General features: G+C 70.5%; 22 protein-coding genes. 13 read left to right on the forward strand and 9 right to left on the reverse strand.

Annotated features, from left to right (window positions below; all coding sequences use genetic code 11):
* Window positions 1-110: 110 nt before the first annotated feature.
* Together ACE3TA_RS20525 and ACE3TA_RS20530 are read right to left on the reverse strand one after the other, a co-directional pair.
* Window positions 111-875 carry a LysM peptidoglycan-binding domain-containing protein gene (locus tag ACE3TA_RS20525; RefSeq protein WP_374576201.1) on the reverse strand — a complete coding sequence of 255 codons (765 nt, stop codon included), beginning with the start codon at window positions 873-875 and terminating at the stop codon, window positions 111-113.
* Window positions 872-2536, reverse strand: coding sequence for a putative bifunctional diguanylate cyclase/phosphodiesterase (locus tag ACE3TA_RS20530; RefSeq protein ID WP_374576202.1), 1665 nt, complete (start codon window positions 2534-2536; stop codon window positions 872-874). Before ACE3TA_RS20530 ends, ACE3TA_RS20525 begins: the two co-directional genes overlap by 4 nt.
* Before the next feature lie 263 nt (window positions 2537-2799).
* On the opposite strand from ACE3TA_RS20530, the gene ACE3TA_RS20535 reads away from it, so the two are divergent.
* From ACE3TA_RS20535 to ACE3TA_RS20550, 4 genes are all read left to right on the forward strand, one after another.
* The gene (locus tag ACE3TA_RS20535; RefSeq protein WP_374576203.1) at window positions 2800-3714 is read left to right on the forward strand and encodes an SDR family NAD(P)-dependent oxidoreductase; all 915 of its coding nucleotides are present in this window, start codon (window positions 2800-2802) and stop codon (window positions 3712-3714) included.
* A 215-nt stretch (window positions 3715-3929) separates the two neighbouring features.
* Window positions 3930-4463 carry a sigma-70 family RNA polymerase sigma factor gene (locus ACE3TA_RS20540; RefSeq protein ID WP_374576204.1) on the forward strand — a complete coding sequence of 178 codons (534 nt, stop codon included), beginning with the start codon at window positions 3930-3932 and terminating at the stop codon, window positions 4461-4463.
* A 90-nt stretch (window positions 4464-4553) separates the two neighbouring features.
* Window positions 4554-5969: an AMP-binding protein gene (locus ACE3TA_RS20545; protein WP_374576205.1), complete on the forward strand. Its 1416-nt coding sequence runs from the start codon at window positions 4554-4556 to the stop codon at window positions 5967-5969.
* Between the two features lie 154 nt (window positions 5970-6123).
* Window positions 6124-6348, forward strand: coding sequence for a hypothetical protein (locus ACE3TA_RS20550; protein WP_374576206.1), 225 nt, complete (start codon window positions 6124-6126; stop codon window positions 6346-6348).
* 45 nt (window positions 6349-6393) lie between these two features.
* Here the strand turns inward: ACE3TA_RS20550 and otsA are convergent, their stop codons facing one another.
* The 5 genes from otsA to ACE3TA_RS20575 all read right to left on the reverse strand — a co-directional run bounded on the left by otsA (window position 6394) and on the right by ACE3TA_RS20575 (window position 12410).
* Window positions 6394-7797, reverse strand: a complete 1404-nt coding sequence (gene otsA / locus ACE3TA_RS20555; RefSeq protein WP_374576207.1) for an alpha,alpha-trehalose-phosphate synthase (UDP-forming) — start codon at window positions 7795-7797, stop codon at window positions 6394-6396.
* Window positions 7794-8579 carry a trehalose-phosphatase gene (otsB, locus tag ACE3TA_RS20560; RefSeq protein WP_374576208.1) on the reverse strand — a complete coding sequence of 262 codons (786 nt, stop codon included), beginning with the start codon at window positions 8577-8579 and terminating at the stop codon, window positions 7794-7796. Before otsB ends, otsA begins: the two co-directional genes overlap by 4 nt.
* The gene (locus ACE3TA_RS20565) at window positions 8576-9742 is read right to left on the reverse strand and encodes a mechanosensitive ion channel family protein (RefSeq protein WP_374576209.1); all 1167 of its coding nucleotides are present in this window, start codon (window positions 9740-9742) and stop codon (window positions 8576-8578) included. Before ACE3TA_RS20565 ends, otsB begins: the two co-directional genes overlap by 4 nt.
* 353 nt (window positions 9743-10095) lie before the next feature.
* Window positions 10096-11190, reverse strand: a complete 1095-nt coding sequence (locus tag ACE3TA_RS20570) for an SO2930 family diheme c-type cytochrome (RefSeq protein WP_374576210.1) — start codon at window positions 11188-11190, stop codon at window positions 10096-10098.
* A complete protein-coding gene (locus ACE3TA_RS20575) occupies window positions 11187-12410 on the reverse strand; it encodes a parallel beta-helix domain-containing protein (protein ID WP_374576211.1) in 1224 nt (407 codons plus the stop codon). Before ACE3TA_RS20575 ends, ACE3TA_RS20570 begins: the two co-directional genes overlap by 4 nt.
* Window positions 12411-12591: 181 nt before the next feature.
* Here ACE3TA_RS20575 and ACE3TA_RS20580 point away from each other — a divergent pair, with 181 nt between their 5' ends.
* Together ACE3TA_RS20580 and ACE3TA_RS20585 are read left to right on the forward strand one after the other, a co-directional pair.
* Entirely contained in the window at window positions 12592-13362 is a 771-nt protein-coding gene (locus ACE3TA_RS20580; protein ID WP_374576212.1) for an SDR family NAD(P)-dependent oxidoreductase, read from the forward strand.
* 8 nt (window positions 13363-13370) lie between these two features.
* Window positions 13371-14108 carry a dienelactone hydrolase family protein gene (locus tag ACE3TA_RS20585; RefSeq protein ID WP_374576213.1) on the forward strand — a complete coding sequence of 246 codons (738 nt, stop codon included), beginning with the start codon at window positions 13371-13373 and terminating at the stop codon, window positions 14106-14108.
* 4 nt (window positions 14109-14112) lie between these two features.
* Here ACE3TA_RS20585 and ACE3TA_RS20590 read toward each other — a convergent pair whose 3' ends face one another.
* A complete protein-coding gene (locus ACE3TA_RS20590; RefSeq protein ID WP_374576214.1) occupies window positions 14113-15369 on the reverse strand; it encodes a cytochrome P450 in 1257 nt (418 codons plus the stop codon).
* A gap of 175 nt (window positions 15370-15544) precedes the next feature.
* On the opposite strand from ACE3TA_RS20590, the gene ACE3TA_RS20595 reads away from it, so the two are divergent.
* The 4 genes from ACE3TA_RS20595 (at window position 15545) to fetB (ending at window position 19934) form a co-directional block, all read left to right on the forward strand.
* Window positions 15545-17665 (forward strand): M13 family metallopeptidase, encoded by a 2121-nt coding sequence (locus ACE3TA_RS20595; protein WP_374576215.1) that lies wholly within the window; start codon window positions 15545-15547, stop codon window positions 17663-17665.
* Window positions 17662-18459 carry a TrmH family RNA methyltransferase gene (locus ACE3TA_RS20600; protein WP_374576216.1) on the forward strand — a complete coding sequence of 266 codons (798 nt, stop codon included), beginning with the start codon at window positions 17662-17664 and terminating at the stop codon, window positions 18457-18459. The genes ACE3TA_RS20595 and ACE3TA_RS20600 overlap by 4 nt, the downstream gene beginning before the upstream one ends.
* A gap of 75 nt (window positions 18460-18534) precedes the next feature.
* Entirely contained in the window at window positions 18535-19140 is a 606-nt protein-coding gene (locus tag ACE3TA_RS20605; protein WP_374576217.1) for an ATP-binding cassette domain-containing protein, read from the forward strand.
* Window positions 19137-19934: an iron export ABC transporter permease subunit FetB gene (gene fetB / locus ACE3TA_RS20610; protein ID WP_374576218.1), complete on the forward strand. Its 798-nt coding sequence runs from the start codon at window positions 19137-19139 to the stop codon at window positions 19932-19934. The genes ACE3TA_RS20605 and fetB overlap by 4 nt, the downstream gene beginning before the upstream one ends.
* On the opposite strand, the gene ACE3TA_RS20615 is transcribed toward fetB, so the two are convergent.
* Window positions 19931-20716 carry an enoyl-CoA hydratase gene (locus ACE3TA_RS20615; RefSeq protein ID WP_374576219.1) on the reverse strand — a complete coding sequence of 262 codons (786 nt, stop codon included), beginning with the start codon at window positions 20714-20716 and terminating at the stop codon, window positions 19931-19933. The genes fetB and ACE3TA_RS20615 overlap by 4 nt on opposite strands.
* Before the next feature lie 140 nt (window positions 20717-20856).
* Between ACE3TA_RS20615 and ACE3TA_RS20620 the strand changes: the two genes are divergently transcribed.
* From ACE3TA_RS20620 to ACE3TA_RS20630, 3 genes are all read left to right on the forward strand, one after another.
* Window positions 20857-21498 (forward strand): TetR/AcrR family transcriptional regulator, encoded by a 642-nt coding sequence (locus tag ACE3TA_RS20620; protein WP_374576220.1) that lies wholly within the window; start codon window positions 20857-20859, stop codon window positions 21496-21498.
* A 91-nt stretch (window positions 21499-21589) separates the two neighbouring features.
* Window positions 21590-22591, forward strand: a complete 1002-nt coding sequence (locus ACE3TA_RS20625; RefSeq protein WP_374576221.1) for an NAD(P)/FAD-dependent oxidoreductase — start codon at window positions 21590-21592, stop codon at window positions 22589-22591.
* A gap of 70 nt (window positions 22592-22661) precedes the next feature.
* Window positions 22662-23486, forward strand: coding sequence for a transglycosylase SLT domain-containing protein (locus tag ACE3TA_RS20630; protein WP_374576222.1), 825 nt, complete (start codon window positions 22662-22664; stop codon window positions 23484-23486).
* The last annotated feature ends 34 nt before the right edge of the window (window positions 23487-23520 follow it).

Genomic DNA, 23520 nt, shown 5'->3' on the forward strand with positions numbered 1-23520 from the left:
CCTGCCGCGTCGCGACGACCTCGGCCACGGCCGCCTGCGGCCGATTGCCCCAGGCTAGATGAATGAGGTTAAGACAAAGCGAGCGCCCGCAGCGGGCGCGAAACCGGCGGTCAGGGGCGTGCGCGCAGCGTCGCCTGGATGCGCAGCGCGCGCACCAGGTCGTTCTGGATCGGGTGGCTCCCGGGGTCGAGCTGCAGCGCCTCGCGCAGCAGGTCGACGGCGGCGTCGATCGCGCCGCTGTTCATGTTCCGCAGCGCCGTGGCGCGGAGCTGGCGCGCGCGGGCCTGGTCGGCGGGAGACGCGGGGGGCGGCTTGACGGGCTGCGCCGGCGCAGGCGCGGGGGCGGGCTTTCGCGGCGGCGGAGGCGGCGGGGGCGGCGGCGCGGCCTTCTTCTCGACCCCCGGGATCTGCAGCACGCGGCCGACGGCCAGCTCCTCGGGCTTGTCCATGCCGTTGTAGCGGGCCAAGCCGTAGAACTTCAGCTTGTCGCCCAAGAGGCGGTCGGCGAGGCTGTAGAGCGTGTCGCCCTGCTTGACCGTGTAGGCGTAGCTCTTGTCGCCCAGCAGGGTCTTGGGATCGACGTCGATCTGCCCCAGCAGGTTGCGCGCGGCCGGCTGGCCCGGCTCGTCGGCCAGCGCCTGCACCAGTTCGACGCGCGCCTGGGGCGCCTCGCCTTGTCCGAGCAGCTCGACGGCCTTGCCGATGCGCTGCTGCACGCTGAGGCCGGGCGTCGGCTTCAGGGGCGCGGGCTTGCTGGCGTGCGGCTTGGGCGTCGGCAGGTTGGTGCAGGCGCTCAGGCCGAGCATCAGGAGCAGCGCCGCGGACGGCGCGGCGCACATGCGGCTCAGGCGCTGCGGGGCCTGGCGGTGGATCATCCCGCCACGCGGCGTGACAGGTCGGCCCGTTCGCGATGCACCGGCGAGGCCAGCAGGGTCAGCCAATCGGGGTCGTTCACGAGCTGAACGAACTCGTCGGCGGCGAGCGGCCTGGAGAAGAAGTAGCCCTGGAACATGCTGCAACCGAGATTGCGGAGCGTCTCCACTTCATCGCGTGTTTCGACGCCTTCCGCCAGCACTGCGATGTCCAATCCGCGGCCAAGTTCGACGAGCGCCTTGCAAATGGCCCGGCTGTCGGCGCGCTGGTCGATCTGGGTCACGAACTCCCGGTCGATCTTCAGCTTGGTGAAGGGCAGGTTCTTCAGATAGCTCAGGCTCGAGTAGCCCGCGCCGAAGTCGTCGATGGCCACGCTGACGCCAAGGCTGCGCAGGTCGCCGAACAGCTCGCGCGTGCGCTCGGCGTCCTCCATGGCGGCGGTCTCCGTCAGCTCCAGCTCCAGGGCCTGCGGCGGCAGGCCGTGCCGTTCCAGGGTGCGCAGGATCATCGCGTTGAGCGCCGGGTCGTGGAACTGGCGGGCCGACAGGTTGACCGCCATCTTCAGGTCCTCCAGCCCCTGGTCCTGCCAGGCGCGGGCCTCGCGGCAGGCGGTGTTGAGCACCCAAAGGCCCACCTCGTCCATCATCGACGACTGTTCGAGCACCGGGATGAAGTGGGCGGGCGGCACCAGTCCGAGCTCGGGGTGGCGCCAGCGCAGCAGCGCCTCGGCGCCCACCACGCGGCGGGCGGCGAGGTCCACCACCGGCTGGAAGTGCAGGAGGAACTGGTCGCGGCGGATCGCCTGGCGCAGGTCCTGCTCCAGGGCGAAGCGCTGTTTGGCCTCCTCGGTCGACTGGGCCGAGAAGAAGGCCAGCTTGCCCGACGTGGCGCGTTCGGCCTTGGGCAGGGCCGCGATGGCGCGGGTGAGCAGCGTATGCGGCTCGCCGCCGTCCCGCGGATAGACCGCCGCACCCAGTCCGACATGCGGCGTGATCTTCAGCTCGCCGCCGCCCAGCTCCTGCTGCAGCACATAGGCCATGGCCTGCAGTTCGCCGGCGGCGGTTTCCGGGGAGGCGACGCCGCGGAACCACACGGCGAAGCAGTCGCGGTCCACCTGGGCGAGCGGGCGGCTGCGCGCCACCGCGGTCTCCAGGCGTTGGGAGAAGGCGGCCAGGGCGCGGTCGGCCGCGGCCTGGTCGAAGGCCGCCAGCCGGTCGTAGTCGATGAAGCGGATCACGCCCATCACGATCTGGCCGACGCCGGCGGCCATGTCGTCGGCCACCTCGGCGAAAAAGGGTTCGCGGGTCGGCAGGCGGCTGACGCCGTGGCGGTTGCTGAGCCGGTGGCGCAGGGTGTCGAGCTTGACGGCGACCGCGCGCACGTCGGCCACCATGCGGTGGGCCTCGTCCTTGATCGGCGCGCCGCCCGCATCGTCGCCCGCGCAGCCCCGCAGGGTCGCGGCCGTCACCGCCACCGGGCGCAGCAGATGGGTCAGGGCGAGGAGCGCCAGGATCGCGCCCGCCAGGGCGGCGACCACCACCGGCCCCAGATTCAGCGCCGGAGCCCCGCGTGCGAGGGTGAACAGCACGGCGAAGGGCAGGGCCGCGGCGGTCGCGGCCACGGCGATGATCTTGCCGCGGTAGCTTATCAGCGGAAGGCGCAAGCGCGCGCCAAATAGCCGAGGCCAACTCATCTGCTGCTGCACGGGTTCCGGAAAAGTCTTGCGCAGCATGCCAACCAGTTGCTGCCGGGTGGTGAATCGTCATGCCTAACAAGACCTGACACACGTAGCGCGGGTATCGGCTTGCGCCGGCGGGTTCCGCGCCGCCCTTCGGCGCGGCGGCCCAAGCAGACGGTCGACGGGCGCCGCCTTCATCGGCCATGGTGCGGGGCGAGGGCGTCAGGGCCCCGCGGGAGGAGAGTTTCATGCAGGACGTGCGCGGCAAGACCGCCTTCATCACCGGCGGAGCCAGCGGGATCGGCTTGGCCATGGCCCGGGCCTTCGGCCGCGCGGGCATGAACGTCATGCTGGCTGACATCGAGCCGGAGCCGCTGGCGGCGGCGGTCGCCGAACTGGAGGCCATGCAGGTGACAGCGGCGGGCGTGCCCTGCGACGTCTCCGAGCGGGCCTCGGTGGTCCAGGCCGCGGCCGAGACGGTCGCGCGCTTCGGCAAGGTCCACGTGCTCTGCAACAACGCCGGCGTCGGCGCGGGCGGCTTGGTGGGCGAGGTGAAGCCCGCCGACTGGGACTGGATCTTGTCCGTCAACCTGATGGGCGTGGTCTACGGCGTCGACGCCTTCCTGCCGCACCTGCGCGCGCACGGCGAGGGCGGCGCCATCATCAACACCGCCTCCATGGCCGGAATGATCTCGGCGCCCGGCATGGAGCCCTATTCGGCCACCAAGTTCGCCGTGGTCGCGATGAGCGAGGGCTGGGCGGCCCAGCTCGCGCCGGAAGGCATCTCGGTCAGCGTGCTTTGTCCGGGCTTCGTGAAGACCAGGATCGACCAGAGCCGGCGCACCCGCCAGACGCGCTTCGGCGGGCCCGAGGCGTCGGGTGAATCCGTCACCGGCGCCTCGTTCGTGGCTTCGGGGATCGATCCGGAGCGGGTCGGCGCGCGCGTCCTGGAGGCGCTGCTCGCCGGGGAGCGCTACATCTTCACCCATCCGGACATGCGCGGCCTGGTGGAGACGCGTTTCGCCGCGATCCTGCAGGGCTTCGACGCGGCCGCCGCCAGCCCGGCGCTGGCAGGCATGGAGTACACGACGCCCCGGGGATCATGGCCGAAAGCTGACCGTGCTTTCGCTCGCGCGCTAAAAGTAAACGGATCGCAAGCTTGACCCCGGCGCCCGTCTTTCGATGTTTTCGCCGCCCGAGGCGAAGATGTCGAAAAGTTGCGCTTGATGCGCAACTGCCGCGACTCTAGACTCACTCGCAATCACGGTTGGCGTAAATTCTTAACGCCAACCTGAGGTCGTCCGTTTTCAGGGGGCGGCGGCGCGGCGGATCAGGTGAGCGAAAGACTCGCTCGCTGCGCTTTAGGATGGTGCGGTCGATGAAAGACGCGTTCCAGGACCAGGTCGTTGCATTGATTCCGAGGCTGCGCGCCTATGCGATGAGTCTGGCCGGCTCCAGCGCCGAGGCGGACGACATCGTGCAGGAAGCCTTGATGCGCGCCTGGCGCTTCCGCGACGGGTATCAGATGGGCACGAACCTGCGGGCGTGGCTCTACCGCATCGTGCGCAACGCCTTCTACACCCACGCCGCCAAGCGCAAGGACACCGTCGAGGACGTGGACGGCCGCTGGGCCGCGACCCTGTCCTGCACGCCGGAGCAGGAGTGGCGCGTGCAGTATGGCGAGCTCCTGCGCGCCCTGCGTCAGTTGAGCCCGGAGGCGCGCGACGCCCTGCTGCTCGTGGTCTCCTCGGGCCTGAGCTACCAGGAGGCCGCCGAGATCTGCGGCTGCGCCGTGGGCACGATGAAGAGCCGCGTCAACCGCGCCAGGAGCCGCCTGGCCAGGCTGATGGACCTCGATCCGGACGAGCCGTCGCGCCCGTCCGCCCAGTCGTCGCGCAGTCTCGTCGCGTGACTTCGCCGCCGTTCGGAGCGTGCGCCCGGTCCGCGGCCGCCTGAAGCCTGATCCATCCGGCGCGGTTCGCGCCCGCACCCTGGAGCCTCGATGTCCGAGAACCTCTACGCGCTCTTCGCCTCGCGCTTCCCGGCCGACCGGTCCGAACCCTGCTTCGTGCCGCCGGAAGGGCCGGCGATCAGCTATGGCGAGCTCGAGGCCGGGACCGGCCGGATCGCGGCGCTGTTGCGCGCCAAGGGCGTGAAGCCGGGCGACCGGATCGCCGTGCAGGCGCCCAAGAGCCCGCAGATGGTGATGCTCTACCTGGCGACCTTGCAGGTCGGCGCGGCCTTCCTGCCGCTCAACACCGCCTATACCGCCGCCGAGATCGAATACTTCCTGAACGACGCCGAGCCGGTCCTCTTCGTGCGCGACGCCGCGGAGATCGCCGACGAGGCGCAGGCGCTCGAGTCGCTCGCCGAGATCACGCCGCGCGCGGCCTCGGACCTGGCGGCCATCCTCTACACCAGCGGCACGACGGGCCGCTCCAAGGGCGCGATGCTGAGCCACGGCAATCTGGCCGCCAACGCCCTGGCCCTGCACGAAGCCTGGGGCTTCACGCACGAGGACGTGCTGCTGCACGCCCTGCCGATCTTCCATGTCCACGGCCTGTTCGTCGCGCTCCACTGTTCGCTGCTGTCGGGCGGGCCGATGCTGTGGTTGGATAAATTCGACGAGGCCAAGGTGATCGCCGCCCTGCCGCGCGCCACCGTGATGATGGGCGTGCCGACCTTCTACGTGCGCCTGCTGGCCGATCCGGCCTTCACGCGGGAAGCGGCCGGTGGGATGCGCCTGTTCATCTCGGGCTCCGCGCCGTTGCTGGAATCGACCTTCGCCGAGTTCGAGGCCCGCACCGGCCAGCGGATCCTCGAGCGCTACGGCATGAGCGAGGCCGCGATCATCACCACCAATCCGCTGCACGGCGCGCGCGTGCCGGGCAGCGTGGGCTTTCCCTTGCCGGGCGTCAGCCTGCGCGTCGGCGGCGGCGCCGAGGTGGGCGTGCTGGAGATCAAGGGGCCCAGCGTCTTCTCCGGCTATTGGCGCATGCCCGAGAAGACCGCCGAGGAGTTCACCGCCGACGGCTATTTCATCACAGGCGACGTGGGGCGGGTCGACGCCGACGGCCGCGTATGGATCTCCGGCCGGGCCAAGGACCTGATCATCTCGGGCGGCTTCAACGTCTATCCCAAGGAGGTGGAGCTGATCCTCGACGAGCTGGCCGGGGTTGTGGAGAGCGCCGTGATCGGCGCGCCGCATCCCGACTTCGGCGAGGCGGTGGTCGCCATCGTCGTGGGGCGGAGCGACGAGGCGTCGATCATTTCCGGCGCGCGCGAACGCCTGGCCGCCTTCAAAGCGCCCAAGAAGGTTGTTTTCGTCACCGAGCTGCCGCGCAACACCATGGGCAAGGTGCAGAAGAATCGCCTGCGCGAGACCTATGCCGGCCTCTTCGCGCCCGTGCCCTCCTAGGAGCCCGCCAAGCGTGCATTCCGCGCCGTTGTCCGCCCGGAGAACGGCGATCACCGAGATGTAATCGTTGTGACGTCGCGCCGGGGATTGATTGTCGCCGAACGCGCTTATCACGCTCCTCACGTCGCGTGAGGATAACAGGAGGAGCCCAGCGATGAAGACCATCACCGTCAAGCCGGTTCCCGGCGGTTGGGTGGTTGATCAGACGCCCGGCGGCATGCCGCTGATGTTCCTTGGCGGCGGGCGCGCGGAGCAGAAGGCGAGGGAGCTGGCGGAGCGCATATCGCGCAATGGAGAGGCCGCGGAGGTCGAGGTGCACGACCGTGGCGGCCGCCTGATCGGTCACTTCCGCTATGGCGCCGAGGCGCTGGGCGCCTGACCGCTTCGGGATTTCGACGTCACGCCGCGCCCCTGGCGCCGGCGCTCAGCCCGCAACCTGCTGTTCGGAGGGCGCGCCGGTCGCGCGCAGGGCCGCCACGAAGCCGTCGCGCCAGGCCGTGACGTCCTGAGTGGTCACGTTGTCCATCAGCGGCCGCCAGCGGGCCAGACGCTCTTCGCGGGTCATGGCCAGGCCCTTGCGGATCGCCTCCGACACGTCCTCGCGCCCGAACGGGTTGACGATCAGCGCTTCGGAGAGCTGGGCGGCGGCGCCGGCGAACTTCGACAGGATCAGCACGCCCGGATCGTCCGGATCCTGCGCGGCCACGTATTCCTTGGCCACCAGGTTCATCCCGTCGCGCAGCGGCGTGACCAAGCCGATCCGCGCCGCCCGGTAGATGCCGGCGAGCTCGTCGCGGCGGTAGGTGCGATTGACGTAGCGGATCGGCACCCAGTCGACGCTGGCGAACTCGCCGTTGATGCGGCCCGCCACGGCGTCCAGGCGGCCGCGGATGTCCTGGTAGGCCTCCACCTCGTCGCGGCTCGGCGTGGCGATCTGCAGCAGGAACACCTTCTCGCGCTGGTCCGGGTTGTCGGCCAGGAACTGCTCGTAGGCGAGGAAGCGCTCCTCCAGCCCCTTGGAATAGTCCAGCCGGTCCACCCCGACGATCATCTGGCGGCCGGCCAGGCTTTCCTTCATGCGGGCGAGCTGGCGCTGGCCTTCCGGGCTTTCGGCGGCCTTGGCGAAGTGGTCGGCGTCGAGGCCGATGGGGAAGGCGCCGAGCTGCGTTGTCTTGCCGAAGGCCTTGGCGACGCGCGTGGGGCCGACCGTGCCGCCGCCCTCCTTGATCACATAGTCCTCGAAGGCGGTCAGCGAATCCTCGGTCTGGAAGCCCACCAGATCGTAGGCGAACAGGGCCTCCACCAGCTCGCGGTGCTTGGGCAGGGTGGTCAGCAGCCGCCGCGCCGGCCAGGGGATGTGCAGGAAGAAGCCGATCCGGTTGCGCAGGCCCAGCTTGCGCAACTCGTTGGCCAGCGGGATCAGGTGATAGTCGTGCACCCAGACGAAGTCGTCCGGCTCGATCAGCGGGCGCACCGTCTCGGCGAAGCGGCGGTTGACCCGCGCATAGCCCGCGTCGAACGAGCGCTCGTAGGCCGTCAGGTCGATGCGATAGTGGAACAGCGGCCACAGCGTCTTGTTGGCGTAGCCATTGTAGTATTCCAGCCGGTCCTGCTCATCGAGGTCGACGGTCGCCACCGTCACCCCGCCGACGCGCTGGATGGCGATCTGGCCGGTGTAGTGGTCGGTGGTCTGCCCGCTCCATCCGAACCAGACGCCGGAATATTCGCGAAGCGCCGCGGCGAGCGCCATCGCCAGGCCGCCCACCGCGCCTCCGCCCTGCTCCAGGGGCGGGTTCACCCGGTTGGAGATGACGATCAGCCGGCTCATTCGGCGGCCTCCGTCTCGTCGCGGCGCGCCAGCCGCCGCAGCCAGGCCAGCACCTCGTCCACGCTCGCCAGGCGGTGGGTGGCCCAGGTGTCGCGTGGCGGGCCGACGAGCACGCCGAAGCCGCCGGCCTCGACCGCCGCGCGGAAGGCGTCCTCGTCGGTCAGGTCGTCGCCCACGAACACCGGCGCCGCGCCCGCGAACGGCGGCTCGGCCATGAAGGCGGCGACCGCGTCGCCCTTGCTCGGCCCGGGCGTGCGCAGTTCGATCACGCAGTCGCCGTCCTGGCGCGACAGGCCCGTGGCGGCCGACAGCCGGCCGGCCAGATCGCGCACGGCCTCGGCCGCGCCCGGCGCGCGGCGAAAGTGCAGGGCCACGCTGAGCGCCTTGTCCTCCACCTCCAGGCCGCTGTCGGCGGCGGCGAAGGCCTGCAGCGCGCGCTTGGCCTCGACGAGGGCCGGGTGGGCCGGCGACGACATCTGCCGGCCCAGCGCGGTGCGCCGCTCCAGCCCGTGCACCCCGGCCACCGCGGTGATGCTGTGGTCGAGAATGCGGTCGACGTCGGCAATGGTTCGTCCACTGACGATCGCCGCCCGCCCGTGCAACCGCCTGGCCACCTCGCCGAGCAGGACGTTGCGCTCGCTCACGGGGCCGACGGCGTGCGGCCGCGTCTCGATCGGCGCGAGCGTGCCGTCCACGTCGAGGAACAAGGCCATCCGGTCTGGGCCCGGCCAGTCGGCGTCCCGCTCGCGCGCCGCCTCGGAGATCGGGACGGGGCGCTTCATAGCGTTGTCGGCGGCGGCTGCGGCGCCGGCGCGGCGACCAGTTTGAGGTGCGGGTAGGGGATCTCGATCCCGTTGGCGTCGAAGGCCTGCTTGATGCGCTTGTTGTACTCGCGGCCCACGTTCCACTGCTGGATCGGCCGAGTCTTGATCCGGGCCTTGATCACCACGCCGCTGTCGGCCAGCGAGTCCACGCCCACCACCTCGATGGGCTCCATGATGAACTCCGAATAGGCCGGGTCGGCCATCAGCTTGGCCCCGGTGTCGCGCATCACCTCGATCGCCTTGTCGATGTCGGAGTCGTAGGAGATCTGCAGGTTGAACACGTAGTATGAGAAGCTCTTGGTCAGGTTGTGCACCACCTGGGCCTCGCTGTACGGGAAGACGTGCAAGGTGCCGTCGAAGTCGCGCAGGCGGATGGTGCGCAAGGTCATCTGCTCGACCAGCCCGCCGAAGCCGCCGATGTTGACCACGTCGCCGACGGCGACGATGTCCTCGGCCAGCAGGAACACGCCGGTGATGAAGTCCTTCACCAGCGTCTGGGCGCCGAAGCCGACGGCGATGCCGACCACGCCGGCGCCGGCCAGCAGGGGGCCGATCTGAACGCCGATCTCGGACATCACCATCAGGGCGCCGATGATGATGATCGCGGTCTGGGCCACGCCGCGCATCAGCGGCGCCAAGGTGTTGAGCTGGGCCTTCTGCCGGCGGCGGGTGGCGTTCTCCAGCAGCCGGCCCACAAGCTGGTTGATCAGCAGGCCGGCGATCTCCATCGCCGCGAAGCTGATGACGATCAGGAAGGCGATGCGCAGCAGCGAGCGGACCAGCCGCTCGCCCAGTCCGCGCGACATCCAGGCGCCGACGTCGAAGCCCCAGATCCGGCAGACGACATAGACGGCCGCCAGCACCAGCGCCCCGTCGAACACGGTGACGGTGAAGCGCGCCACGCGACGGGTCCGCACGTGTTTTTCGGCGTCCGAGGGGCCGGGCAGGACGCTCGCGGCGCGGCGCAGGGCCGCCCTGACCAGGTGGGCCGCCAACACCGCGACGCCGACGACGCCCAGGCTGAGGGCGGAGTTGACCGCCAGCTCCAGCGGGCTGAGCTCCATCAGGTTGAGAATGAGGTCACGCGTGGCGTGGATAAGCTGTTCACTGGCGGTGGTCATTCGTTGTTCGTAGGTCATCGTTCTATCGGCCGCGCCCCCCGTTGCGCTCGTCGCTGAGCGGCGGCGCCTTCAATAACGCGCACAGGCCGTCGTGGGCGCCCACCTGCGCCGGTGAGGCGATCCCCATTGTCAACTGAAGATTGACGCAAAGCAAAAACCGAACCTCGACTCTCGTTCTCTGAATAGATTGCACACGGACGATCAGGATCGATCCAGTATCACGCAGTCGAGATAGCCCAGATTAGACGAAATTTCGACTTAAATGACCTTGTGTGGGCACCGAACCCGCGCGAATTGCATGGTTCGTGAGCTCGCGAAATTCCTATCACGGCCGCGCGCTCTTCGCGTTCGCCTCACGGAGGTGTGATGGTTCCCGAGGCCGGGTTTCGCGCCGGTTCGTCCATGGCGGCCACATAGGCGCGGATGAGCGCCAGCCCTTCCTTGTGAACGATCGAACGGCCGAGCTCGGGCATCATCACCCCGGGTTCGACCGAAGCCATGCGGTAGACCAGGATCGAGCGGTCGGGACGCCCCGCGGCGATGTCCACCTCCAACTCGCCCGATCCGCGGCCGGCCGCCACCGGGCGCTTGTCCATGCCGCGGGCCGACGGGTTCTGCTCCTCCAGGTCCAGGAACAGGCCGCTGTTGCTCGCCGCGCCGGCCGGGTTGTGGCAGTGGCCGCAGTTGCCGTCGAGATAGGCGCGAGCCCGGTCGGCCAGCGGCTCGGCCGGATCGTCCCAGCGGGCCGTGCGAAGGATGGCGGCGGGCGAGGGCGCGCCCTCCAACAGGCCGGTCCGGCTCCAGTGCGCGATCTGGTTCTCCGCGCCGTCCGCATAGGCGTAGTCGCCGTTGAGGTTGCGGGCCTTGGGGCCGATCGGCGAGAGCACGCCGTTCAGCGAGTGGCACTCCTTGCACTGGTTGGCGTTGGGCACGGCGTAGTCGATGGAGAGCGGCGCGCCGTCCTCGCCCACGGTCTCCACGTCCAGCCGCGCGCCCGCGCGCTTCAGCACGGCCTTGGTCTGCTCGGCGTTCCAGACATAGGCCTGGGCGGTCCAGCCCTCGGGCTTGCGGATCAGCAGCCGGGTCTCGACCAGGCGGACCTTCTCGCCGGGCCGGCGCAGGTCGGCGGGATAGGCGAACACCTTCACCAGGGCCGCGCCGACGGGGAAGTCCGGCAGGCCCTCGCCGGTGTAGCGCGCGCGGGCTCCCGGCGGGATGAAGACGTAGCGGGACTTCTCCGCGTAGTCGCTGAACAGCGGCGTGTTCAGCGCATAGGGCGTCACCCCGGCGTTCGGACGGCGTCCGCCGGCGTCGAGGAACAGGCGATAGGCGTCCAGGCTCGGCGCGGGATCGGCCGCGAGCAGGACGTCCAGCGCCACCGGCGCCGGCGCCGCGCCCAGCAGCCACGCGGCCGCCAGGGCCGCGGCCAGCGCCAGCGCCCGCCTCACGATCCCAGCGCCGCCTGGGCGGGGGGCAGGCTGACGGCGGGCGGCTCGGGCAGGGGGCCGCTCCCCAGGGTCGGCGTCACTTCGGGCCTGGCCCGCTCCATCTCGCTCGGCGCCGGCAGGTTGAGGTTCATCACCGGGCCGTCGCTCAGCATCATCTGGCCGGCGCCCTCGGGGCTTTCGCCCGATCGGGGATCGACGGTGACCCCGTCCCACAGCACGGGCGGCAGCATGCCGCCGGCCGCGGCGGCCAGGTCGGCTCCGCCCGGGAACTGCGGGTTCCAGCCGTTGCGGCCGATCTTGTTGTCGCGCACCACGATCTGGCGCGGCAGCGGGTCGTAGTTGGCGTCGTCGAACGGCTGCTGATAGGCCACCAGCATCACCGCGGCGCTCTGGTTCTCGTCGATCTCGTTGGCGAAGACGTGCACGTCGCGGTTGGCCATCACCATCACGCCGGTGCCGGTGGGCACGCCGGCCACGATGTTGCCCTTCGGCGCGAAGTTCGGCGTGTCGTTCTGCACGACCTTGTTGTTGAACACGCGCGTCGAGTGGCCGCCCATCTGCGGCAGGCCGGGCAGGTCGAACACCAGGATGCCGCCGGCGTTGTGCGTGGCGACGTTCTCGAACACGTCGGCGTTCATCGAGTTCTCGATCTCGATGCCGGCCACGTTGAACTCGGCGTCGCTGCGCTTGAGCACGATGTTCTTCGACTGGCCCACGTAGATTCCGGCGTCGGAGGCGCCCTTCACCATCACCTTGTCGATCAGCACGTTGGTGGAGCTCACCGGATAGACGCCGTAGGCGCCGTTGGTCTCCTTCGGCCCGCCGGTCCATTCCACCCGCAGGTTCACGAAGCTGATCTGGTCGACGCCCTTGGCCTTGATCCCGTCGCCCTTGGTGTCCTCCACCGCCAGGTCGCGCACGGTGACCCGGTTCGAGGTGACGAGCAGGCCTTCGCCCGCGCCCTTCTGGCCCGAAAAGCTCAGCACGGTCTTGTCCGGGCCGGCGCCGCGCACCGTCACGTCGTCCACGTCCAGCGACAGGCCGTCCACCAGCACGTAGCGGCCGGCGGCCAGGCGCACCACGTCGCCCGGCTTGGCGTCCAGCAGCGCGGTCTGCAGCGCCTCCTGGGCGTCCGCGCTGGGCGAGACCTTCAATGTCTTGGCTTCGGCGGCCTGGCTGACGAACGCCAGGGCGGCCGCGGCGAACGCGAGCCCCTTCATGACCGTTTCCTCCTGTCCCGCGCCCTGAACGCGCGCGACGGCGTCTTTGCGCGCCGTACCCGCCAAGGTGGCGTCAAAGTGGCGGCGAAGGCAACGGCGAGTTTCCATACGCGCCTCGACGCGCGCCGGCGCGGCGCTATCCTGGCCCGAGCAAGACATGTTCAGTGAGGGAGACGTCGGGATGGATCTGCAATTGAAGGGCAAGAAGGTGGTCGTCACCGGCGCGACCCGCGGCATCGGCCGGGCGATCGCCGACCTGTTCGCCGACGAAGGCGCCGACGTCGCCATCTGCGCGCGCAACGAGGCCCAGGTGGCCGATGCGGTCGCCGCGCTCAAGGCCAAGGGGGTGAACGCCTTCGGCCGTTCCGTGGACATCGCCGACGGCGCGGCGCTGCGCGCCTTCGTCGCCGACGCGGGCGAGGCGCTCGGCGGGATCGACGTGCTGGTCTCCAACGCCAGCGCGCTGGTGCAGGGCGCGCGCGAGGAAGACTGGCGCGCCATGCTGGACATCGACGTGCTGGGCGCGGTGCGCACCTTCGAGGCGGCCCTGCCGTTCCTGGAGACGGCGGGCGAGGCGAACGGCGACGCCTGCTTCCTGATCACCTCGTCGGTCTCGGCGGCCGAGGCCTCCGCGCCCTCGGCCTACGGCGCGATGAAGGCCGCGCAGATCCACTTCGCCAAGGGCCTGGCCCGGCAGAACGCGCCCAAGAAGATCCGCTGCAACGTGGTCTCGCCCGGCACCGTCTTCTTCGAGGGCGGCGTGTGGGGCCAGGTGAAGGCCGGCATGCCCGACTTCTTCGCCCAGATGATCAAGCGCAACCCCACCGGGCGCATGGCCACGCCCGAGGAGATCGCCGCCGCCACGGTGTTTCTCGCCAGCCCGCGCTCGGCGTTCACCACCGGGATCAACATGGTCGTCGACGGCGCCATCAGCCAGCGCGCCAACTTCTAGAGGCGACGATGATCGAACAGACCGTCGAGATCCCGACCAAGGACGGCTTCGCCACCACCTTCATCTGCCATCCCGAGCGGGGCGGCGCCCATCCGGTGATCCTGTTCTTCATGGACGCCCCGGCGATCCGCGAGGAGCTGCGCGACATGGTCCGGCGCCTGGCCAGCGTCGGCTACTACGTGATGTTGCCCAACATGTACTACCGGCGCGGCGTCATGGAGCTGGCCGATCTGCCGCCGCTCGACCCCAAGGCGTCGATGGAGCGGGTGTTCGACCTCATGAACTCGCTGAACATCGACCTCGTGATGGACGACGCCGAGGCGCTGTTCGCCTACGCCGACGGGCAGGCGGCGGCGTCGGACGGTCCGGCCGGGGCCATGGGCTACTGCATGAGCGGGCAGTACGCGATCAACGCGGCCGCGCGCTGGCCCGCCAGGGTGGCGGCGGCGGCTTCGATCTACGGCACCATGCTGGTCACCGACCGCAAGGACAGTCCGCACCTGATGGCGCAGAAGGCCGACGCCGAGCTCTATTTCGCCTGCGCCGAGGTGGATCGCTGGGCGCCGCTGGAGACGATCGAGGAACTGACCCAGTCGCTCGCCTCGACGAGCGTCGACGCCGAGGTGGAGATCTACCCCGGCGTCGAGCACGGCTTCGCATTCCCCCAGCGCGCGGCCTACAACCGCGACGCCGCGGAGCGCCACTGGGAGCGGCTGTTCAGCCTGTTCCGGCGGAGGCTGGGGTAGGCGGTCAGGTCCGCGTGGGGATCACGACCGGCAGGCGCTCGTAGCCCTTCACGAACACCGAGTACGAACGCTTCGGCTCGTCTAGCACCTCGATCCGCGGGAAGCGCTTCATGATCTCTTCCCAGATGATCTTGAGCTGCAGCTCGGCCAGGCGGTTGCCCACGCAGCGGTGGATGCCGAAGCCGAACGAGATGTGGTGGCGGGGCCGCTCGCGGTCGATGATGTAGGCGTTCGGGTTGTCGATCACCTCGTCGTCGCGGTTGGCCGAGACGTACCACATGACGACCTTGTCGCCTTCGCGGATCTTCTTGCCCTGGACCTCGACGTCCCGGGTCGCGCGGCGGCGCATGTGCGCCAGCGGCGTCTGCCAGCGGATCGTTTCCGACACCATCGAGGGGATGAGGTCGGGATTGGCGCGCAGCTTGTCGTACTGGTCGGGGTTCTTGTTCAGGGCGTAGACCGACCCGGAGATGGTGTTGCGGGTGGTGTCGTTGCCGCCGACGGTCAGCAGCACGACGTTGCCGAAGTATTCGCGCGGCTCCATGTTCTTGGTCGCCTCGCTGTGCGCCAGCATGGAGATCAGGTCGTCGGTGGGCTTGGAGGCCACGCGGTCCTTCCACACCTCGTCGAAGTAGGCGCGGTACTCCATGAAGATCTGCATCTTGTGTTCGAAGGAGTCGACCAGGCCCTGGCCGGGCGCGGCGGTGACCACGTCGGACCAGTAGGTCAGCTTGCGCCGGTCCTCCTGCGGGATGCCGAAGAGCGTGGCGAGCGTCATCGCCGTCAGCTCCATCGACACCTTGTCGACCCAGTCGAACTCCTCGCCGATCGGCAGGCTGTCGAGGATCTTCGCCGCGCGCTCGCGGATCAGCGGCTCGAGGATCGCCAGGTTGTGCGGCGAGACGGCCGGGCTGACGGTCTTGCGCTGGATGTCGTGCTTGGGCGGGTCCATGGCGATGAACATGGGCAGGGGGCCTTCGTCGCCCTGCTGCTCCATGATCGTGATGCCCGGCTCGGACGAGAAGGCGTCGTGGTTGGTGTCCACGGCCATGACGTCGTTGAACTTGGTGATCGACCAGTAGGCCCCGAAATCGCTCTCGGGCGTGTAGTGGACCGGGCTCTCCTTGCGCAGGCGCTCGAAGTACGGCCACATCGCGTCGGCCTGGAACAGCGCCGGCTGCGCCGGGTTCAGCAACTCGAGCGGCGTCGCATAGGCCTCGGCTTCAGCCGCCTTGCGAATGTCCACAGTTCCATCGGCCATAGATCAATCCTCCCAATCGGGTTTTGCTACCCAAAGATGACGCTTGCGTCAACTTTCCTCTGCGCGATCTCGCGACCGTGATCGCTTTCCAGGCGAGGGGTGCACGAGCGGCCCCGAGGTGTATGACAGGGCCAAACACAGCCTGGCGCGGGTGCGCCGGACCTGGGAGCAGATGATGAACCATTGGAAACGCTGGGCCTTCGGCGCGATCGCGCCGTTGGTCCTGACAGCTTGCGCCACCACCGGCGCGCCGGCCGCGGCCCCCGAGGCGCCGCCCATGCCGCCCGCGGCCACGGCCGAGAAGCCCAAGCCGCAGTACGGGGCCTTCGGGTTCGACGCCGCCGGCATGGATGCGTCGGTCAAGCCCGGCGACGACTTCTTCGAGTACGCCGACGGCGGCTGGGTCAAGGCCACCGAGATTCCGGCCGACCGGTCGACGTTCAACACCTTCGCCGTGCTGCGTGAGCTGGCCTCGAAACGCACGGCCGAGATCATCGACGAGGCCGCCAAGAGCGACGCGCCGGCCGGCTCCAACGCCCGCAAGATCGGCGACTACTATTCGAGCTTCATGGACGAGGCGAAGATCGAGGCCTTGGGCGCTGCGCCGCTGAAGCCGGAACTCGCCCGCATCGCCGCGATCGGCGACCGCAAGGCCCTGGCCCGCGAACTCGGCGCGGGCCTGCGCGCCGACGTCGATCCCCTGAACGCCACCAACCTGCACACCGACCGCCTCTTCGGCCTGTGGGTCGCCGAGGCGCTGGACGACACCAGCCGCTACCGGCCCTACCTGCTGCAGGGCGGGCTCGGCATGCCCGACCGCGAATACTACCTGTCCGACAACGAGCGCCTCACCGCCGTGCGCGCCGACTATGAGGCCCACATCGGCCGCGTGCTGGCGCTGGCCGGCTTCGACGACGTGGCGGCGCGCGCCAAGCGCGTCCTCGCCCTGGAGACAGCGATGGCCAAGGTCCACTGGACGACGGTGGATTCCAGCGACATCGACCGCAACAAGACGGTCTGGAAGCAGGCCGATTTCGCCGCCAAGGCGCCGGGCCTGGACTGGAACGCCTATTTCACGGCAGCGGGCCTCGCCGACCAGCCCGAATTCGGCGTCTGGCAGCCCTCGGCGATCGCGGGGCTGGCCAAGCTGGTCGGCGACCAGCCGCTGCAGACCTGGCGCGACTACCTGGCCTTCCACGCCGTCGAGCAGGGCGCGCCCTATCTGTCCAAGGCCTTCGTCGACGAGAACTTCGCCTTCAACGGCAAGACCCTGTCGGGCGTGCCCGAGCAGCGCGCCCGCTGGAAGCGCGGGGTGGACGCCACCAGCGACGCCCTCGGCGAGGCGGTCGGCCAGCTCTACGTCGCCCGATACTTCCCGCCGCAGGCCAAGGCCGAGGCCCAGGCCATGGTCAAGAACATCCTGGCCGCCTTCGACGCGCGCATCGAACGGCTCGACTGGATGACGCCCGCCACCAAGGCCAAGGCGCACGAGAAGCTCGCCAACTTCCAGGTGGGCGTCGGCTATCCCGACAAGTGGCGCGACTATTCGGGGCTTGAGGTCGTCACCGGCGACGCCTTCGGCAACCACCAGCGCGCCGAGCTCTTCGAGTACAGGCGCAACCTCGCCAAGCTGGGCCGGCCCGTCGATCGCGGCGAATGGTACATGACGCCCCAGACGGTCAACGCGCTGAACGCGCCGCTGCAGAACTCGATCATCTTCCCGGCCGCGATCCTGGAGCCGCCGTTCTTCGATCCGGCGGCCGATCCGGCGGTGAATTACGGCGCCATCGGCGGGGTGATCGGCCACGAGATCACCCACGGCTTCGACGACCTCGGCGCCATGTTCGACGCCCAGGGGAACCTGCGGAACTGGTGGACGCCCGAAGACCTCGCCTATTTCAAGAAGGCGTCGGCGGCCCTGATCAGCCAGTATGACGCCTACCAGCCGCTGCCGGACCTGAAGCTCAACGGCGCGCAGACGCTCAGCGAGAACATCGCCGACCTCGGCGGGCTTTCGACGGCGCTCGACGCCTATCACCTGTCGCTGGGCGGCCAGCCGGCGCCGGTGATCGACGGCTTCACCGGCGACCAGCGGGTGTTCCTGGGGTGGGCGCAGAACTACCGCTCCAAGGCCCGCGACGCGGCGCTGCGCCGCCAGGTGCTGACCGACGTGCACTCGCCGGGCGAATACCGCGCCGACACGGTGCGCAACCTCGACGCCTGGTATTCGGCCTTCGACGTCCAGCCGGACCAGAAGCTCTACCTGCCGCCCGAGGGCCGCGTGCGCATCTGGTGAGCCGGATCGTCCGCATCGACGATCCCGACGATCCGCGCATCGCCCCCTTCCGGGCGGTGCGCGAGCGGGACCTCGTGGGCCGGGAAGGGCGCTTCATCGCCGAGGGCGAGGTGGTGGCGCGCCTGCTCGCCCGCGCGCCCGGGCACAGGCCGCTCGCGCTCTTGCTGGCCGAGCAGCGGTTGGAGGCGCAGGCCGATCTGATCGCGGCCTTTCCCGAGGCGGTTCCGGTCTACGCCGCCGCCCAGCCGGTGATGGACGCCATCGTCGGCTTTCACATCCACCGCGGCATCCTGGCCCTGGGCGAGCGTGCGCCTGAGCCGGACCCCGACGCCCTCATGGCCGGCCTGCCAGGCGATGCGGTGGTCGTGGCGGTCTGCGGGGTCGGCAACCACGACAACATGGGCGGGATCTTCCGCAACGCCGCCGCCTTCGGCGCCGACGCGGTGGTCCTCGACGCCGGGTGCTGCGATCCGCTCTATCGCAAGGCCATCCGCGTCTCGGTCGGCGCGGCGCTGATCACGCCGACGGCGCGCCTGGGGCAGGGCGCCGACGTCATCGGTCTCCTGCAGCGCCACGGCTTCGCGCCGCTGGCCCTCAGCCCGTCCGGCGAGACGGCGCTTTCCGCCTTTCGCCCGAGCGGGCGCACGGCGATCATCCTCGGCGCCGAAGGACCCGGCCTGGCCCCGGAACTGATGGCCCGCGCCCGCACGATCCGCATCCCCATGGCCGCCGGCTTCGATTCCCTGAACGTGGCCGTGACCAGCGGGATCGTGCTGCATCACCTGAAGGCGTAGGCCGGCGGGCTGGCGGTGTCGGCGGACAGCGGGCGTCGGCTGGGCTATGGATGGCGCCGACCTGGAGGGCTCCCCATGGCGAAGGGCCTGATCGTCCGCAATCTGCGAGGGGCCCTGGGCGGGCCCTACGACCTGGATGTGGAAGCCGGCGGCTGCCTGGCCGTCAGCGGCGCGTCCGGCTCGGGCAAGAGCCTCTTCCTGCGCCTGATCGCCGACCTCGACTGGAGCGAGGGCGAGGTCTCCATCGGCGAATTTTCGCGCGCGACCCACAGCGGGCCGCAGTGGCGCCGCCAGGCGGTCTATATCCCGGCCGAGTCCGGCTGGTGGCGCGAGCACCCCGTCGAACATTTCGCCAAGGACCGGGTCGAGGCCGCACGCGCCCTGGCCGGGCGGTTCGGCGTGGAGCAGAGCGCCTTCGATCGGCCCGTCGCTCAACTGTCCACCGGCGAGCGCCAGCGGCTGGCCTTGGTGCGGGCGCTCGTCCTGGATCCGCCCCTGTTGCTGCTCGACGAGCCGACGGCCGCGCTGGACCCGGACTCGGTGCACGCCGTCGAGACCGAGCTGCTGGCGCGGCTGTCCGCCGGCGCGACGCTCGTCATGGCCACGCACGACGCGGGGCAGGGCGGGCGGCTGGGGGCCCGGCCGATGCGGATGGTCGATCGGAAGCTGGTGGCGGCATGAACCCGATCTCCCTGGCGCCCTCGGATCTGGCGATCACCGCCTCGCTCGTCCTCGCCGACGCGCTGCTGTCGGTCGTGCTGCGTCTGCGCCTGCACCGGCAGGTGCTGATCGCGGCCACGCGCATGGTGGTGCAGCTCGTGGCCATCGGCTTCATCCTGCGCGCCGTCTTCGCCCTGCATCATCCGGCGGCGACCCTCGGCGTGGTCGTGGTCATGACCCTGGTCGCCGCCCGGGAAGTGGCCGCGCGGCCCGAACGGCGCTTCGCCGACCGTTCCTCCCTCTGGCTCGCCCTCGTCAGCGTCGCCATCGCCACCTATCTGACCGCCGCGCTGGCCCTGACCACCGCCGTGCGCCCGCAGCCCTGGTACGACGCGCGCTATGTGATCGTGCTGGTCGGCATCATCCTGGGCAACGCGCTCAACGCCGGCAGCCTGTCGCTCGACGCCCTGCTGGCCTCGGCCGCGCGCGAACGGCCCTCGGTCGAGGCCCAGCTCTGCCTTGGCGAGCGCTACTGGATCGCGATCGCCCCGCTGGTGCGCGAGGCGGTCCGCCGGGGCATGCTGCCGATCATCAACCAGATGTCCGCGGCGGGCCTTGTCACGCTGCCGGGGGTGATGACCGGCCAGATCCTCGCCGGCCTCGATCCGCTCGAGGCGGTGAAATACCAGATCCTGCTGATGTTCCTCCTGGCGGGGGCGAGCGGCCTGTGCGCCCTGATCGTCGCCTATCTCGCCGCTTGGCGTCTGACCGACGAGCGCGAGCGCCTGCGGTTGGACCGGCTGGTCTCGCGCTAGCGGCCGCGGCGGGCTTTTCGCTCGGCCAGGAACTCGGCCATCGCCTGCGCCGGCTCGTCCGTGGTCCAGGCGTCGGCGAAACAGTCGATTCCGGCGGCGACGGCCTGGCTCATCGGCAGCTCCTCCCAGCGGCGGATCAGCGCCTTCTGCAACTGCACGGCCCGCGGCTTGGCCGCGAGCAGCCCCTCCAGCCAGCGCTCGAGCGCCGCGTCCAGGTCCTCAGCCGGCTCGACGATCTCCACCAGGCCCCAGCGCAAAGCGTCGGCCGCGCCGAAGGTCTCGCCGATCAGCAGCATCTCGCGCGTGCGGCCCCAGCCGACCAGGCTGGGCAGCAGCGCCGCCTCGACCACCGAGGGGATGCCCAGCTTGACCTCCGGCATGCCGAAGTGGCTGCGGTCGGAGGCCGCGCGCAGGTCGCAGGCCGCGGCGATCTCCAGGCCCGCGCCCAGCACATAGCCGTCGATCCTGGCGATCACCGGAACCGGCAGGTCCCGCAGCGCCGCGCAGCAGCGATGCACCCGCGTGATGAAGGCTCGGCCGCTCTCGGCGTCCAGCCCGGCCATCTCGTCGATGTCGGCGCCGCCGATGAACGCCCGCCCGCCGGCGCCCGTGAGCACCACGGCGCGCAGGTCCGGCTCGGCCGCGAGACCCTGCACCGTCTCCACGAACAGCTCCATCAGCGCGCTGTTCAAGGTGTTGAGCTTGCGCGCGTTGTCGAGGGTGAGCCGGGCGACGCGGCCACCCGGCCGGTCCTCGAATTCCAGGGTGACGACGCCGGTCATGACGGGACTCCTTCTTGCCGCCGCCACGTTCGGAGGGTTCGCCGTCATCTTCAAGCCAGTCGCTACGGGGCTGGACTTCTGGCCTCGAGTACGGCCCAATCAGCTTATTGAACGTGGGGTTCGCCAAGGCGGGTTCGTGCATGAAGTATGGCGGCTGCATTCGCAGGGCGCACATCGGCGCCGGGGCGGGGGCCGATGATCTTGAGGCGCCCAGACGGCGTTATCACGTCGGCAACCTGCGCGCCGAGCTCATGCGGCACGCCCGCGAGATCCTGCAGGAGGCGGGTCTTGGCGGCCTGAACCTGCGCGCGCTCGCCGCCCGCGCCGGCATCGCTCCAGGCTCGGTCTATCACCACTACGCCAGCAAGGCGGCCTTGCTGGCGGGCCTGGCCGCCGAAGGGTTCGGCGACCTGCAGGAGCGGCTGGAGGAGGCCGCGCGGGAGGCGCGCCAGGGCGAGCGCATCCGCACCTGCGCGCGGGCCTACTTCGCCTTCGCCCGCGCCCAGCCCACGATCTATGCGCTGATGTTCGATCCGGCGGTGATGACCGACGGCGAGGTGCGCTGCGCCATGGCGCGGGCCTTCGCCGTGCTGGAGGAACTCGTCGGCGTCGCCATCACGCCGATTCGGCCGCGCACGCCCGACGAACTGCACAAGATCGCCCTGGCGGTCTGGGCGTGCGGCCATGGCGCGGCGTCGATGACGCTCGGCCAGCAGGACGACTACGACGACCTGATGGAAGACGTGATCCAGGGTCTGGACGCGCTGTTCCGCCGGGACTGACGCCCCCGGCGCGTCTTTTCCGCCGTCAGGGCTTGATTTTGCCGCCGTCGCCCGCTGCTTAGGGCGCGCAATGCGATCACCCAGGATTCACGTGGCGGGCGCCGGGGCTTTCGGCCTGGCTTGCGCCGTGCGGCTGGCGCGGGCCGGCGCCGAGGTCGTGGTGTTCGACGCCGCGGCGCCGACGGCGAACGCCTCGGGCGTGGCGGCCGGCATGCTCGCGCCGGTCTTCGAGTCGGCCCTGGACGAAGCGGCGCGGCCTCACTTCGCGCTCCTGGCGGCGGCGCGCGAGCTGTGGCCGGCCTTCGCGCAGGAGACGGGGATCGAGCTCGACCGCCGCGGCGCCTTGGCCGTCGGCGACGCGGACCGCCTCGAGGCCCTGGCCGCCAAGGTCGCCGTCTTCGACACCGCCGCCGCGCGGCTGGACATGGACCAGGCGGCGGCTCTCGCGCCGGGCCTTTCCGGCGCCTACGCCGGCGGGCTCTTCACCGCCGAGGATTGGCGGATCGACGCGGCCGCGGCCATCGCGGCCCTGCGCCGCGCGGCCGAGGCGCAGGGCGTGGTCTTCCGCCCCGAGCCGCTGCGGGACCTCGGCGACGCCGACCGCTTGGTGATCGCCACCGGCGCGGCGCAGGATCTGTCGCATCTTGCTCCGGCCCTCGCCTTGCTGGCGCCGATCAAGGGCCACATCCTGCGCCTGCCGGGGGCCGCCTATCAGGGCGTCGTCGTGCGCGGGCCGGCCGCCTACGCCGCGCCCGCGGGCGGCGGCCTAGCCGTCGGGGCGACCATGGAGGCCGGCGCGGCGGACTGCGCGATCGATCCCGCCCGGGCCGCGGCCCTGCAGGCGGCGGGGGAGGCGATGTTCCCGGCCCTGGCCGGGGCGGACGTCCGCCCCCTGGCCGCCGTGCGCGCGGCGACGCCCGACGGCCTGCCGCTGGTCGGGCCGACGGACGATCGCCGCGTGCTGCTGGCGGTCGGCGCGCGCCGCAACGGATGGCTGCTGGCGCCGATGGTGTCGCGGATCATCGCCGCCTATGTGCAGGACGCCGATCCGGGGGCGCGGGCCGAGGTCTTGAGGCCGGCCCGCTTTGGCTGAGGGCTGGCGGGGGCCAAGCCGCCGAACATGGTTAGCGCGGCGTTAACCATGTGGGCGCAGAACCCTTCCCATGGCTATTCAGGGCATTAGGGGAGTCGTCGAGGCCGCCATCCAGCGCGCCTCGTCCGCCACGGGCGTCGACTTCGGCTTCCTGATGCGCACGGCCGCCCGCGAGAGCGGCTACAACCCCAAGGCCAAGGCCGGTTCGTCGTCCGCCGCGGGGCTCTTCCAGTTCGTCGAGCAGACCTGGCTCTCCACGCTCAAGCAGCATGGCGCCAAGTACGGCTATGCGCGCTACGCCGACCTGATCCAGAAGGGGCCCGACGGCCGTTACTCCGTTCCCGCAGGAGCCGCGCGCAAGGCCGTGATGGACCTGCGGTTCGACCCGCACGCGGCGTCGCTGATGGCCGGCGAACTGGCGGCCGACCACGCCTCCTATCTGCGCGGGCGCACTGGCCGCTCGCCGACCGCGGGCGAGCTCTATGCGGCTCACTTCCTGGGGCCGCAGGGGTCGGCGCGGCTGATCGAGGCGATGCGGTCGCGGCCGGGCGCGGCGGCGGCGGGCCTTTTCCCGGACGCGGCGGCGGCCAACCGGAACATCTTCTATCCCGGCGGGCGCGCCGCCACCGTGGCCGAGGTCTATGCGAATCTCACGCGCACCGGCGGCGCGGGGCCGGCCGGGGGGGCGGCGGTCGCGCCGAACGAAGACGACGGCTTCGTTCAGTACGCCTCCGCCCGCCGCATGGACCGGGTGAAGGAGCAGGACGCGCTCGTGCAGATGATCCTGCGGGGATCGCAGTCGCCGGATACGCCTGACGCCTCCCGGTCGGTCACCGGGTCGCTGTTCACGAGCGAGATGCTGCGGGTCCTCGCCGACGCGCGCGACAAGAGCTGACGCGCACAATCGCGCGAGCGGATCGTTCTCCTGG

This window comes from Phenylobacterium sp. (assembly GCF_041916435.1).
In the GTDB taxonomy this organism is placed as follows: Bacteria; Pseudomonadota; Alphaproteobacteria; order Caulobacterales; family Caulobacteraceae; genus Phenylobacterium.